14 protein-coding genes are annotated in these 13,748 nt (G+C 72.3%); 13 read left to right on the top strand and 1 reads right to left on the bottom strand.

From position 1 onward, the window contains the following. Positions 1-31 precede the first annotated feature (31 nt). From lepB (ACIP4P_RS39925) to ACIP4P_RS39885, 9 genes are all read left to right on the top strand, one after another. Complete coding sequence (gene lepB, locus ACIP4P_RS39925) at positions 32-1,054, top strand: signal peptidase I (RefSeq protein WP_400927822.1); 1,023 nt, start codon at positions 32-34, stop codon at positions 1,052-1,054. Positions 1,055-1,199: 145 nt separating this feature from the next. Then, the gene (lepB, locus tag ACIP4P_RS39920; RefSeq protein WP_400927819.1) at positions 1,200-1,952 is read left to right on the top strand and encodes a signal peptidase I; all 753 of its coding nucleotides are present in this window, start codon (positions 1,200-1,202) and stop codon (positions 1,950-1,952) included. A gap of 112 nt (positions 1,953-2,064) precedes the next feature. Further along, positions 2,065-2,538, top strand: a complete 474-nt coding sequence (locus tag ACIP4P_RS39915; protein ID WP_400927816.1) for an NUDIX hydrolase — start codon at positions 2,065-2,067, stop codon at positions 2,536-2,538. 55 nt (positions 2,539-2,593) lie between these two features. Then, the gene (locus ACIP4P_RS39910) at positions 2,594-2,920 is read left to right on the top strand and encodes a DUF2469 domain-containing protein (protein WP_030056781.1); all 327 of its coding nucleotides are present in this window, start codon (positions 2,594-2,596) and stop codon (positions 2,918-2,920) included. A gap of 168 nt (positions 2,921-3,088) precedes the next feature. Further along, on the top strand, positions 3,089-3,592 hold the full coding sequence (locus tag ACIP4P_RS39905) for a YraN family protein (protein ID WP_350515306.1): 504 nt from the start codon (positions 3,089-3,091) through the stop codon (positions 3,590-3,592). A gap of 1 nt (position 3,593) precedes the next feature. Then, positions 3,594-5,303 carry a YifB family Mg chelatase-like AAA ATPase gene (locus ACIP4P_RS39900; protein WP_400927812.1) on the top strand — a complete coding sequence of 570 codons (1,710 nt, stop codon included), beginning with the start codon at positions 3,594-3,596 and terminating at the stop codon, positions 5,301-5,303. Beyond that, complete coding sequence (gene dprA, locus ACIP4P_RS39895) at positions 5,300-6,490, top strand: DNA-processing protein DprA (protein ID WP_400927809.1); 1,191 nt, start codon at positions 5,300-5,302, stop codon at positions 6,488-6,490. The genes ACIP4P_RS39900 and dprA overlap by 4 nt, the downstream gene beginning before the upstream one ends. A gap of 443 nt (positions 6,491-6,933) precedes the next feature. Continuing rightward, positions 6,934-7,977, top strand: a complete 1,044-nt coding sequence (gene whiG, locus ACIP4P_RS39890) for an RNA polymerase sigma factor WhiG (protein WP_400927805.1) — start codon at positions 6,934-6,936, stop codon at positions 7,975-7,977. Between the two features lie 111 nt (positions 7,978-8,088). After that, on the top strand, positions 8,089-8,673 hold the full coding sequence (locus tag ACIP4P_RS39885) for a helix-turn-helix domain-containing protein (RefSeq protein WP_350515332.1): 585 nt from the start codon (positions 8,089-8,091) through the stop codon (positions 8,671-8,673). Here ACIP4P_RS39885 and ACIP4P_RS39880 read toward each other — a convergent pair. Then, positions 8,562-9,386 (bottom strand): murein hydrolase activator EnvC family protein, encoded by an 825-nt coding sequence (locus ACIP4P_RS39880; RefSeq protein WP_400927802.1) that lies wholly within the window; start codon positions 9,384-9,386, stop codon positions 8,562-8,564. The two genes, ACIP4P_RS39885 and ACIP4P_RS39880, sit on opposite strands and share 112 nt — an antisense overlap. 629 nt (positions 9,387-10,015) lie before the next feature. On the opposite strand from ACIP4P_RS39880, the gene rpsB reads away from it, so the two are divergent. The 4 genes from rpsB (at position 10,016) to frr (ending at position 13,551) form a co-directional block, all read left to right on the top strand. Then, entirely contained in the window at positions 10,016-10,891 is an 876-nt protein-coding gene (gene rpsB / locus ACIP4P_RS39875) for a 30S ribosomal protein S2 (protein ID WP_400927799.1), read from the top strand. Between the two features lie 129 nt (positions 10,892-11,020). Then, positions 11,021-11,860, top strand: a complete 840-nt coding sequence (gene tsf, locus ACIP4P_RS39870) for a translation elongation factor Ts (protein ID WP_350515311.1) — start codon at positions 11,021-11,023, stop codon at positions 11,858-11,860. A gap of 263 nt (positions 11,861-12,123) precedes the next feature. Continuing rightward, on the top strand, positions 12,124-12,888 hold the full coding sequence (pyrH, locus tag ACIP4P_RS39865) for a UMP kinase (protein ID WP_030056790.1): 765 nt from the start codon (positions 12,124-12,126) through the stop codon (positions 12,886-12,888). 141 nt (positions 12,889-13,029) lie between these two features. Further along, the gene (gene frr, locus ACIP4P_RS39860) at positions 13,030-13,551 is read left to right on the top strand and encodes a ribosome recycling factor (RefSeq protein WP_400927924.1); all 522 of its coding nucleotides are present in this window, start codon (positions 13,030-13,032) and stop codon (positions 13,549-13,551) included. The last annotated feature ends 197 nt before the right edge of the window (positions 13,552-13,748 follow it).

Below are 13,748 nucleotides of genomic sequence, written 5' to 3'. Positions count from 1 at the left end.
GCGGGCGTCCGCACAGCAGGGAGGAGACGTTGTGGGGGATTTGGTGATCGGCGCCCGCTCAGGCGCCGGGGAGCCCGAGGGCCCGGGTGGCCGGGTGACCCGGTCCGCCGAGTCCTCGGCGCCTTCCGCCGCGGCCGAGGACACGGCCGCGGCCGCCCAGACCGCCGATGAGCGCGGTCCGGACGAGCACGACCCCGGGGCGAGCGGCCCCGGAGAGCCGCCGCAGTCGGAGAACGGGCCGGTGGACGGCGCGGGCGATCCGGCCAAGCCGCGCAAGCAGCGCTCCTTCCTGAAGGAGTTGCCGATCCTGGTCGGCATCGCGCTGGTCCTCGCGCTCGTGATCAAGACCTTCTTCGTCCAGGCGTTCTCCATTCCGTCGGAGTCGATGCAGAACACGCTGCAGGTCGGCGACCGCGTGCTGGTGGACAAGCTGACCCCCTGGTTCGGGGCCGAACCCGAGCGCGGAGAGGTCGTGGTGTTCCACGACCCGGGCGGCTGGCTGAACGACGAGCCGACCCAGCAGAGCAGCAACTCCTTCGTCCGCGGGGTGCAGGACGTGCTCAGCTTCGTCGGGCTGATGCCGTCCGCCAACGAGAAGGACCTGATCAAGCGGGTCATCGCGGTCGGCGGCGACACCGTCGAGTGCAAGGACGACGGGCCGGTCAAGGTCAACGGCGTGGCGCTCAACGAGCCGTACATCTTCCCGGGCAACACTCCCTGCGGTACGCAGCCCTTCGGCCCGGTGAAGGTGCCGAACGGCAGGATCTGGGTGATGGGCGACCACCGCGCCGACTCGCTGGACTCCCGCTTCCACATGGACCAGCCGGGCGGCGGGACCGTGCCGGTGGGCAACGTGATCGGTCGCGCCTTCGTGGTGGCCTGGCCGATCGGCAACTGGTCGACGCTCCCGGTGCCGGACACCTTCGACCAGAAGGGTCTGGCGGCGGGGGCCTTGCCGGCCGTGCCTCCGGTGGCCGGGGCGGTGGGGGCCGTCGCCCTGCTTCCGCTGGTGCGTCGGGCGCGGGCCCGGTCGGAGCGCCGGAAGGACGGCTGAGCTCCACCGGCTCCTCCCAGACCCTTGCGCGGGCCGTGGTACCGACGAGTAATCTGCTCGGACGTGCCACGGCCCGTCGGCGTTCCCGCCCGAGCCACCGGCGTGCCAGTGGTTTTCTCCGGTCGGCCAGAGGTGGACGGTGTCGATGAGCAGTGCCGTGGAGCAGTCGGCCGACCTTTCGGACGCGCCCGCCCGGCCCGGCCGCCGGCCTGCCGCGGTGCTGCAGGGCGTCGCGCTCGCGCTCGGTCTGCTGCTGATGATCGGCGGCTTCGCCCTCATCGCGGTCGACTACCGGCCGTACAAGATCCCCACCGCCTCGATGCACCCGACGCTCCAGATCGGCGACACCGTGCTCGCCCGCAAGGTCGGTGGCGCCGTCGGCCGGGGCGACGTGGTGGTCTTCCGCGACCAGGCCTGGGGCGGGGAGCTGATGGTCAAGCGGGTCGTCGCGGTCGGTGGCGACACCGTCGCCACCACCGCCGCCGACCACCGGCTGACGGTCAACGGGCAGCCGGTGGACGAGCCGTACCTCGCGACCCAGGGCCGCCAGGGCGAGGACTTCAGCGTGACGGTGCCGCAGGGGCGGCTGTTCCTGCTGGGCGACAACCGGGTGGGCTCGCTCGACTCCCGCACCCACCTGGAGGTCGACGGCGGGACCGTCCCGGCCACGGCCGTCGAGGCCAGGGTCGAGGCCACCCTGCTGCCCTTCGGCCGGACCGGCCTGCTGGACCGGACCACCGCCTTCGACGGCTTCGCCGGACCGCGGGCCGCCGACCCGGGGCCGCTGGAGCCGGCCGCCTACGCCAGCGTCGCGGGCGCGGCGCTGATCGTCGTGACCTCGGCGGTGGGCGGGGTGGCCGGCCTGGTGCGCCGCGCCCGCCGGGGGCGCAGCTCCTGAACGCGGCCGTCGCAGGTCGGGCCGCTCTGCCGAACATCGCCCCGGACGGACGCGGTGGGTGGCAGGATCGGTAGCGCCACCGATGCGAACGGAAGGAGCGTGGAGCGCCGCCATGACTGCACAGCGTCGCAGGGCCGCGCGGATCCTGCTGCTGGACGGGCTGGATCGCATCCTCCTCTTCCTCGGCGCCGATCCCGCGGTGCCCGACGAGACGTGGTGGTTCACGCCCGGGGGCGGCTTGGAGCCGGGGGAGGACGTGCGCGGGGCCGCCGAGCGGGAGCTCGCGGAGGAGACCGGCTTGCGGGGTGTGGACCTGGGGCCCTTGGTGGCGTACGGCACGGTGTCGTTCTCCTTTCAGGGACAGCGTTACGAGCAGGATCAGTGGTTCCACCTGGCCCGGACCATGGAGACGGGGCTGGACCACTCGGGCATGGGTGAGGACGAGCACGCCCAACTGCTCGCGGCGCGCTGGTGGACGGTCGAGGAACTGAGGGGGACCGCCGAGACGGTCCATCCGGCCGGACTGGCGGACTTCCTGGAGCGGCTGCTGGCAGAGGGCCCGCCGGTCGATCCGGTGCGGCTCTGAGCGTGGGTGCGGTGGTCCACAATGGGTGGACGTGACAAGTTGAGGGGACGCCTGGATGAGTGCCGAAGATCTCGAGAAGTACGAGACCGAGATGGAGCTCAAGCTCTACCGGGAGTACCGGGACGTCGTCGGCCTGTTCAAGTACGTGATCGAGACCGAGCGACGTTTCTACCTCACCAACGACTACGAGCTGCAGGTGCACTCGGTCCAGGGCGAGGTGTTCTTCGAGGTGTCGATGGCGGATGCGTGGGTCTGGGACATGTACCGGCCGGCCCGGTTCGTCCGCAAGGTCCGGGTGCTGACCTTCAAGGACGTGAACATCGAGGAACTCGCGAAGAGCGATCTGGAGCTGCCCTCGGACGAGTCCGGCTTCGGGAACTGACGTTGGACGACTCCGTCCCGCGTTGTCCAGCCGAATTTCGCGTGACGGGGGCTTCTCACTCCTGCGGGTGACAAGAGTTGTCCACAGGCCCGAGTTATCCACAGGGAAACGGAATTTCCCGGCCCAGTCGCGCACGGTGCTGCAGCCTCCTCGCAGGAGGTGGTCACCGTGCAGAACACCATCGTGCAGGACCAGGCCGTACCGAACGCGGCCGCAACCGGGTCGCCCGACGCGACCGAACCGGACCGCAGCACCAGGAACGGGCTCGGCCGCTACGGCGAGCGGGTCGCCGCCCGGCACCTGACGGAAGCCGGGCTCCGCATCCTGGACCGCAACTGGCGGTGCGTCGAGGGCGAGCTGGACATCGTCGCCCTCGACGGTGACACCGTCGCCGTCTGCGAGGTGAAGACCCGCTCCGAGCGGGGCTTCCAACAGCCCAGCGAGGCCATCGACCGGGCCAAGGCCGCCCGGCTGCACCGGCTCGCCGAGCGCTGGCTGGCCGAGCGCTGGCCCGGGCACTTCGCCCGGCTCGCCGGGCCCGGGTACGACCCCGGGCCGTCCGATCCGCAGTGGCCGCCCGCCCCGCCGGGAGGGGTGCGGATCGACCTGGTGGCCGTGGTCAACCGGGCGCGGGGTGCGGCCCTGGTCGACCACCTGCGGGGGGTGGTCTGAGATGGCCTTCGCCCGTACCTGTTCCGTCGCGCTGGTCGGGGTCGACGGAGTGATCGTCGAGGTCCAGGCCGATCTGGAGCCCGGGGTGGCCGCGTTCACCCTGGTCGGTCTGCCCGACAAGGCACTCACCGAGGCCCGCGACCGGGTCCGCGCCGCAGTCTGCAACAGCGGGGAGGCCTGGCCGCAGCGCAAACTCACCGTCGGGCTCAGCCCCGCCTCGGTGCCCAAGAGCGGCAGCGGTTTCGACCTCGCGGTGGCCTGCGCCGTGCTGGCCGCCGCCGAACGGCTCGACCCGTCCGCCATCGCCGACCTGCTGCTCATCGGCGAGCTGGGGCTGGACGGCCGGGTGCGGCCGGTCCGCGGGGTGCTGCCCTCGGTGCTGGCCGCCGCCGACGCCGGGTACGAACGGGTCGTGGTCGCCGAGCAGACGGCGTCCGAGGCCTCGCTCGTCCCCGGGGTGACGGTGATCGGGGTCCGCAGCCTGCGCCAGCTCGTCGCCGTCCTGACCGGGGCGACGGAGCCGGAGGAGCCGCCCGACCCGATCAGCGGGCGACCGGATCCGCTGATGGCCGGTCTCATGCTGCCCAGCGCGGGCGTCCGGGGCCTGCCCGACGACCGGGCGCTGCGCCTCGACATGGCCGACGTGGCCGGCCAGTACGAGGCCCGGCGAGCCCTGGAGATCGCCGCCGCCGGAGGACACCACCTCTACCTCAAGGGGCCACCGGGCGCGGGCAAGACGATGCTCGCGGAGCGGCTGCCCGCACTGCTCCCACCGCTGACCCAGAAGGAGTCGCTGGAGGTCACCGCCGTCCACTCGGTGGCGGGCCTGCTCCCGGCCGGGCGCCCGCTGATCGACACCGCGCCCTACTGCGCCCCGCACCACTCCACCACGATGCCCGCGATCGTCGGCGGCGGCAGCGGGCTGCCGAGACCGGGGGCCGTGTCCCTGGCCCACCGGGGCGTGCTGTTCCTGGACGAGGCCCCGGAGTTCCCGGTGCGGGTGCTCGACGCGCTGCGCCAACCGCTGGAGTCGGGCGAGGTGGTGATCGCCCGCTCGGCCGGATCGCTCCGGCTCCCGGCCCGCTTCCTCCTCTGCCTGGCCGCCAACCCCTGTCCGTGCGGCCGTTACTCACGCCGGGGCGAGGGCTGCGAGTGCACCCCGAGCATGGTCAGCCGCTACCAGGGGCGGCTCTCCGGGCCGCTGTTGGACCGGGTCGACCTCCAGGTGCAGGTCTCCCCGGTGACCAGGATCGAGCTCATGGAGCGGGACACCACCGCGGAGACCACCGAGACCGTCGCGGCCCGGGTGCTGGCCGCCCGGGAACGGGCGGCGGCCCGGCTGGAGCACACCCCGTGGCGGACCAACGCCGAGGTGCCGGGGCACGAGCTGCGCACCCGCTGGCAGCTCGCGGCCGGCGCGCTCAACGACGTCGCGCGCCAACTGGAGCGCGGACTGCTGACCGCCCGCGGCCTGGACCGGGTGCTCCGGGTCGCCTGGACGGTCGCGGACCTGGCCGGCCGGGACCGGCCGGACCAGCGGGACGTGCGCACCGCCCTGGTCCTGCGCACCGGCGTCGAACAGGGGCTCCCGCTGCCCGAGCGCGGCCGCAGCCGCTACCCGGGCATCCCCGCCCAGCGCCGGAGCGGCCCGGACGACGACTGGTCGGACGCACCGCCGGAGACTCCGGCCGATGGCAAGGAGGCGGCATGAACCAGCTGTTGCGGCACCCCGGGGCACCGCACGCGACCGCGGCCGGTCCACCGGTCGCGCCCGAACCGGAGCGCCTCGCCCGCGTCCTGCTCACCCGGCTCAGCGAACCGGGCGACGCGGTGGTCGGCCGCTGGCTCGGCCAACTCCCCGCCGTGGAGGTGGTCCGGGCGATCCGGGAGGGCGTCGTCCCCGACCACCCCGGGCTGGACGCCGCCCGGTTGGCCGCCTACCAGGCGCGACTCCCGGGCCTCGACCCGGCGAACGACCTGAAACGGGTACGGGACGTCGGTGGACGCTTCATCATTCCGGGGGACACGGAATGGCCCAGTCAACTGGACGACCTGGGCGACGGACGCCCGATCGGGCTGTGGACCACCGGCACCGGTTCACTGCGGCTGCTCGCCCTGCGCTCGGTGGCGGTGGTGGGTTCGCGGGCCTGTACGGCCTACGGCGCCCACGTCGCGGGGGAGCTCTCGGCCCAACTGGCCGAGCGCGGCTGGGTCGTGGTGTCCGGCGCCGCGTACGGGATCGACGCGGCGGCCCACCGGGGTGCGTTGGCTGTCGGCGGGATGACCATCGCGGTGCTCGCCTGCGGGGTCGACGTGGCCTACCCGAAGGGGAACGCCGAACTGATCCGGCGGATCGGTGTCCAGGGCCTGCTGGTCAGCGAACTCCCGCCCGGCGAACACCCGAACCGCTTCCGATTCGTGCTCCGCAACCGGGTCATCGCGGCGCTGACCCGGGGCACCGTGGTGGTCGAGGCGGCGTTGCGCAGCGGAGCCCTGAGCACGGCCAGACGGGCACGGGAGCTCAACCGCCACACCATGGGCGTCGCCGGGCCCGTCACCTCGGAGCTCTCCGCCGGGGTGCACGCCCTGATCCGCAGCGGCGGCGCCACGCTGGTCACCGAGGCTGCCGAGATCACCGAGCTGGTCGGCGCGATCGGGGACGACCTGGCCCCGCAGCGCACCGGCCCGGTGTTGCCGCGGGACTTGCTGGAGCCCGCGCTGGCCCGGGTGCTGGAGGCGGTGCCGGCCACGGCGGACGGTGCCCCGGTCGAGCGGTTGGCCCGTCAGTCGGGTCTCCCGCCGGACGAAGTCCTGCAGCGGCTCTACGAGTTGGTCTCGCTCGGCTTCGTGGAGCGACACGGCGCGCACTGGCGCCTGGTGCGGAGGAGGTGTGGATGAGGAGGTGACGCGCGGGAGGGCGAACGGGGGTGCGCACGGGAGAGGCGAGCTGGCACGGTCCGGCTGACCTGCTGATCCGTTCCTTCCGCTCGTATGCCCGGATCCGGTGGGTGAACGCCACCGGATCGAGGGACGACCGAGTGGCGGTAGCGCTTTGCAGTGAGTCGGTCACGCTACGCTCCACATGCCTTCCCTATCAGCACACGACTCGGCAGAACGGCGCAGAGCAACGTATGCCCACACACATTCCCGGACACAGAGTGACCGGTGGCGCTCGGTCCTCGGGAGGGCCGCGGACCGAGCGGCGCCCCGTGACCGAGTTCCCGCCCAAGTCGGCGGGGACGATGGGAGGCCTGTCGCGTCAGGGCGGCCGGCCGACGGTGGTGCCGGGCCAGCCCGCGGACACGGCCAGGGACGCGGAAGCGGTCAGGGACACCGACCCGATGACGCGCGCCGACCCGATCAAGGGCGCCGACGCGGCCGGGGACACCGACGCGGCCAGGGTCGCCGACGTGGTCGGCGGCCCCGAACCGGCCCGCACCACCGGGGCGCTCGGAGACCCGGACGCGCCCGGTGGTGCGGCTGTCGACCGCGCCCCCTGGCGGCCGTCGAGCACCCCCACCCCGGACGCCACCTCGCCACCCGTGTCCCGGCCCCGCCGGGAACAGACGGGTGCGAGCGTGAGCGCCGGCGGGGGCGCGGACGCCCGGGAAGCCGGCGCCCAGGGGCGCACGGCGCTCGAAGAGCTCTGGCGCTCGTACAAGGAGACCGGCGAGAAGCGGCTGCGCGAGCAGCTGATCCTGCACTACTCACCACTCGTCAAGTACGTGGCGGGCCGGGTAGGGGTCGGCCTGCCCTCCAACGTCGAACAGGCCGACTTCGTCTCCTCCGGGGTCTTCGGGCTGATCGACGCGATCGAGAAGTTCGACATCGACCGCGCGATCAAGTTCGAGACCTATGCGATCAGCCGCATCCGCGGCGCGATCATCGACGAACTGCGCGCCCTGGACTGGATCCCCCGTTCGGTGCGGCAGAAGGCGAAGGCCGTCGAACGGACGTACGCGACGCTGGAGGCCCGGCTGCGCCGGACGCCGCACGAGCCCGAGGTCGCGGCCGAGATGGGGATCGCGATCGAGGATCTCCACGCGATCTTCAGCCAGCTGTCGCTCGCCAACGTGGTGGCCCTGGACGAGCTGCTGCACCCGGTGGGCGAGGGCGGCGACCGGCTGAGCCTGATGGACACCCTGGAGGACCACGGTGCGGACGACCCGGTCGAGGTGGCCGAGGACCGCGAGCTGCGCAGACTGCTCGCCCAGGCGGTCAACACCCTCCCCGAGCGGGAGAAGACCGTGGTGACGCTGTACTACTACGAGGGCCTCACCCTCGCCGAGATCGGACAGGTGCTGGGGGTGACGGAGAGTCGGGTGAGTCAGATCCACACCAAGTCCGTCCTCCAGCTGCGCGCCAAGCTCTCGGACATCCGGTAGCGGGATCCGGGGCCGCACGCGGACCCGCTCCCCGGCCGAATGCGCGGCGCCGTATCGGTCACCGGTAGGGCTCCGTACAGTGGGAGCGTGCCGAAGATCCGAGCGGCCACGGTGGCCGAGCATCGCCAGCTGCAGCGGGCAGCCCTCCTGGATGCTGCCCGCACCCTGCTCACCGAGGGCGGAATGGAGGCCCTGACCTTCCCTTCGCTCGCGGCCCGCACCGGGCTGGCGCGCTCCTCGGTCTACGAGTACTTCCGCTCCCGCGCCGCCGTGGTCGAGGCGCTCTGCGAGGTGGACTTCCCGCTCTGGGCGGCCGAGATCGAGGCCGGGATGGCGAGCCGCGACACCGCCGCCGAGCGGATCGAGGCGTACGTCCGCGGTCAGCTGGCGCTGGCCGACGACCCGAGGCACCGCGCGGTCATGGCCATCTCGGCGCTGGAGCTCGACGAGGCCGCCCGTGAGCGCATCCGGGCGACGCACGGCCGACTGATCGGCCTGGTGGTCCGGGCCCTGGAGGACCTCGGCCATGAACAGCCCCGGCTCGCCGCGGCACTGCTGCAGGGGATCGTGGAGGCGGCCGTCCGTCAGGCCGAACAGCGCGCGGGCGGGGCACGGACGGGCTGCCCGGTGGAGTCCCCCGAGGCGATCGCCGACGCCGCCGTCGCCATGGCGCTGCACGGCCTCGACCGCTCCTGACCCGTTGCGCCCGGCACCGCTGCCCGGGCCGGTACCCCGACCGAAGCCGCCGCTCGGTCCGTGCCATCCGTTCGGTCCGTGCCGTTCGCGTCGGCCGGGTGCCCTGCCCCGCCCAGGGGCAGCAGGCGGGCCCGGCCCGCGCCGAAGAGGGCCAGCGGATCGAGGTAGCGGTCGCCACGCAGCAGTCCCCAGTGCAGGCAGTCGTGCGCGCCGCAGTGCCGCCCGTCCGGGGCGAGCCGTCCGATCACCTGGCCGGCGGCCACCGCGGTGCCGACCGGGAGGGCGCCGATGACGGGCAGATAGGTGGTCCGCAGCGGGGGAGCCCCGGAGTCCGGGTGGGTGACGGTCACCACCGGGCGGCCCGCCACCAGTCCGGAGAAGGCGATCACCCCGGCGGCCGCCGCCCGCACCTCCGCCCCCGGCGCGGCGGCGAGGTCCACTCCCCGGTGTCCGGCCGCCCACGGCTTCGCGGGCGGTTCGAACCGCCCCAGCACTCCGCTGGGTCCGCCCACCGGCCAGGCCCGTGCCGGGCCCGGAACGGTGGCACCGCCCGCCGTGGTTCCACCCGGCCCGCGCTCGGCCGCGGCCCCCGTCACACCCACGAACCCCACCAGGGCGAGCACCACCACCGGCACCACCCCGTCGAGCACCCGGCCGACCATCGGGCCGAACATCGGGCCGAACACCCCGCGAACCCCACTGCGCCCAGTCATGCCCCGAGGCTGGCCGTCTCCCCGCCCCGGCACCACCGCCTTCCGGATACCTGTGGACAAACCGCCCCCGCGTCCGATCGCCATCCCCCGGGCGGGTGTACGGACGCCGCCATCCGGTGTACAAACGGCATAGGAGGATCGGGAGCCGGGCAGAGGGCCGACCAGCCGACCGCCGTCCTCCGGCCGCCGCGGCCCCGTTCGCCGCAGCAGTTCCCCGGGCTTCTCCCCGGCCGATCGCAGGCCACCCGGAGTCCGGACACAGCCCGCGCGCAGCCCGTGCGCTGCCCGTCCGCAGGCCCTTCCGTGCCCGCGAAGTCGCCCGCCGCTCGGCGCTTCCCGTACACTTCACACGCGACCCGGTCTGCCGGGTCGACTTCGCACGCCCCGCCACCGGTGGTCGGATGTGGTTCTCCGCAGCCCCCGCCAGGTGCGAGTGCCGCTCGGTCCGCCGAGCCCGACCGGTCCCCGGACCGACCGGGCTGAAGCGGCTCGGCACGATCGGGGCGTCAGGCGTGGCTGTCACCTGGCCGCCACGGACAACCGAGACTGACCCGACCGTAGGCACTTCGCCCGAGGGGAATCCCCGAGGGACCGCCACAGTCGGGCCGTAACACCTGAGGAGCACGGCAATGGCCGTCGTCACGATGCGGGAGCTGCTGGAGAGCGGCGTCCACTTCGGTCACCAGACCCGCCGCTGGAACCCGAAGATGAAGCGCTTCATCATCACCGAGCGCAACGGCATCTACATCATCGACCTGCTGCAGTCGCTGAACTACATCGACCGCGCCTTCGAGTTCATCAAGGAGACCGTTGCCCACGGCGGCAGCGTCCTCTTCGTCGGCACGAAGAAGCAGGCCCAGGAGGCCATCGCCGAGCAGGCCACCCGCGTGGGCATGCCCTACGTGAACCAGCGCTGGCTCGGCGGCATGCTGACCAACTTCTCGACCGTCTACAAGCGCCTGCAGCGCCTGAAGGAGCTCGGCGAGCTGGACTTCTCGGACGTGGCCGGTTCCGGCCTCACCAAGAAGGAGCTCCTGGTCCTCCAGCGCGAGCACGACAAGCTGGAGAAGACCCTCGGCGGTATCCGCGACATGCAGCGCGTTCCCAGCGCTGTCTGGATCGTGGACACCAAGAAGGAGCACATCGCGGTCGGCGAGGCCCGGAAGCTCAACATCCCGGTCGTCGCCATCCTCGACACCAACTGTGACCCGGACGAGGTCGACTACAAGATCCCGGGCAACGACGACGCGATCCGCTCCGTCACCCTGCTGACCCGCGTGATCGCCGACGCCGTCGCCGAGGGCCTGAAGTCCCGCGCCGGTGTCGCCAAGGGCGACACCAAGGCCGAGCCGGGCGCCGACCAGCCGCTGGCCGACTGGGAGAAGGACCTCATCGAGGGCGAGAAGAAGGCCGAGGAGGCGCCCGCCGCCGCCGAGGCTCCGGCCGCCGAGGCCCCCGCCGCCGCTGAGGCCCCCGCTGCCGACGCTCCGGCCGAGCAGGCCTGACGTACCAAGGGTGAGGGGCACCCGCCGGTACGACACCGGCAGGTGCCCCTCTCTCCCGCGCCGGAACCGAACCATCGGTTCCGGCGCTACTCCACGCAGACACGCGAGACGCGAGAAGAGATTCACACCATGGCGAACTTCACCGCCGCGGACGTCAAGAAGCTCCGTGAGCTCACCGGCGCCGGCATGATGGACTGCAAGAAGGCCCTGGACGAGGCCGAGGGCAACGTCGAGAAGGCCGTCGAGCTCCTGCGCATCAAGGGCCAGAAGGGCGTTGCCAAGCGCGAGGGCCGTGACGCCTCCAACGGCGCCGTCGCCGCGCTGATCGCCGAGGACAAGAAGTCCGGCGTTCTGGTCGAGCTGAACTGCGAGACCGACTTCGTCGCCAAGGGTGACAAGTTCGTCGAGGTCGCCGACGCGATCGCCGCCCACGTCGCGAAGACCGCCCCGGCCGACCTGGAGGCCGCCCTGGCTTCCGAGATCGAGGCCGGCAAGACCGTCCAGCAGTTCGTGGACGAGGCCAACGCGACCCTGGGCGAGAAGATCGTCTTCCGTCGCTTCGCCCGCTTCGACGGTGACGGCTTCGTCGCGGTCTACCTCCACAAGACCAGCCCCGACCTGCCGCCGGCCGTCGGCGTCCTGGTCGAGCTGGACAAGGAGAACGCCGAGGTCGCCAAGGACGTCGCGCAGCACATCGCCGCCTTCGCGCCGAAGTACCTGTCCCGCGAGGAGATCCCGGCCGAGGCGCTGGAGAACGAGCGTCGCGTCGCCGAGGCCACCGCTCGCGAGGAGGGCAAGCCGGAGGCCGCCCTGCCGAAGATCGTCGAGGGTCGCGTCACCGGCTTCGTGAAGGAGAACTCCGTCCTGGAGCAGGCCTTCGCGAAGGACAACAAGAAGACGGTCCAGAAGGTCCTCGACGAGGCCGGCGTCACCCTCAAGGGCTTCGCTCGCTTCCGCGTCGGCGCCTGAGCCACGTTCCACCTGGTCCCCGGCCCCCTCTAGGCTGGGAACCGCCCCCGCCCGCTGATGCGGGCGGGCGGAACGCCGAACGGGCTCACCCAGCGCCAACCGTCCATGGGCGGGCCGTGTCGGCACCATGAACGACGAGGAGGCCATTGCCGTGCAGGACACCGAACCGGTTCCCGCGGCAGTGGCCTCCTCGCGTGTACGCGCAGGCCGGGCATCCGCACACCCAGGCCTGTGAGCCAGCAGGTGCAATAAAGGAGAAGTCCATGCAGGAGACGCAGGAGACCGCGCAGGACCCCAAGGCGGGCTCGCGCCGCCGGGTGCTGCTCAAGCTGTCCGGTGAAGCCTTCGCCGGTGGTGGCGGGCTCGGCGTCGACCCGGACGTCGTGCACGCGATCGCCCGCGAGATCGCCACGGTCGTCCGCGCCGGTACCGAGGTCGCGGTGGTCATCGGCGGCGGCAACTTCTTCCGGGGCGCCGAGCTGCAGGTCCGCGGCATGGACCGGGCCCGGTCGGACTACATGGGCATGCTCGGCACCGTCATGAACTGCCTGGCGCTGCAGGACTTCCTGGTCAAGGAGGGCATCGAGACCCGGGTCCAGACCGCCATCACCATGGGTCAGGTCGCCGAGCCGTACCTGCCACTGCGGGCCGTCCGGCACCTGGAGAAGGGCCGTGTGGTGATCTTCGGCGCCGGTATGGGCATGCCGTACTTCTCCACCGACACCACGGCCGTCCAGCGCGCCCTGGAGATCCACGCCGACGTCCTGCTGATGGGCAAGAACGGCGTGGACGGCGTCTACGACTCCGACCCCCGGACCAACCCGGACGCGGTGAAGTTCGACGCGCTGGAGTACTCCGAGGTCATCGCCCGCGACCTCAAGGTCGCCGACCTCACCGCGATCACGCTGTGCAAGGACAACAACCTCCCGATGCTGGTCTTCGAACTGCTGGCGGAGGGCAATATCGCGCGTGCGGTGAAGAGTGAGAAGATCGGCACACTCATCAGCCAGGATTCTGTCCGGGCCTGAGCAGCAACCCGCCGTACGGGACGGCGTCCGCCGTGACCGGCCCCGATACCGACGCCGGTCGGCACACCAGCAGATGAACCGGACAGGGAGAGCACAGTGAGCGAAGCGATCGAAGAGATCCTCCTCGAGGCCGAGGAGAAGATGGAGAAGGCCGTCAGCGTCTCCAAGGACGACCTCGCGGCCATCCGCACCGGCCGGGCGCACCCGGCGATGTTCGCCAAGATCGTCGCCGAGTACTACGGCGCCATCACGCCGATCAACCAGCTGGCCTCGTTCTCGGTGCCGGAGCCCCGGATGGCGGTCGTCTCGCCGTTCGACAAGACCGCCCTGAAGGCGATCGAGCAGGCCATCCGCGACTCCGACCTGGGCGTCAACCCCTCGAACGACGGTTCCATCATCCGAGTGGTGCTGCCGGAGCTGACCGAGGAGCGCCGCCGCGAGTTCATCAAGATCGCCCGGACCAAGGGCGAGGACGCCAAGGTCTCGATCCGCGCGGTCCGCCGCAAGGCCAAGGACGGCATCGACAAGCTGGTGAAGGACGGCGAGGTCGGCGAGGACGACGGCCGCCGCGCGGAGAAGGAGCTCGACGACACCACGGCCAAGTACGTGGCCCAGGTCGACGAGCTGCTGAAGCACAAGGAATCCGAGCTGCTCGAGGTCTGATGAACGACGCCCCTGACGCCCCTGGCTACTGGGGCCCGTCCGACCAGCAGTTCCAGCCCTACCGCCCGGCGCCGCAGCCGCAGGCCCCCCGGCCTCCGGAGCACCCGGCGCCGGGGTACGACGAGCATCTGACGTCGGCCCCCGCACAGCCCTTCCCGGGCCACCCCGGTCGACCGGACCACTCCGGCCGGCCGGGT

Origin of the sequence: Kitasatospora sp. NPDC089509, from assembly GCF_044749365.1 — a bacterium.
Taxonomy (GTDB): Bacteria; Actinomycetota; Actinomycetes; order Streptomycetales; family Streptomycetaceae; genus Kitasatospora.
The sequence above is the reverse complement of the archived record's forward strand: the minus strand, read 5'-3'. Positions and strand labels throughout refer to the sequence as shown.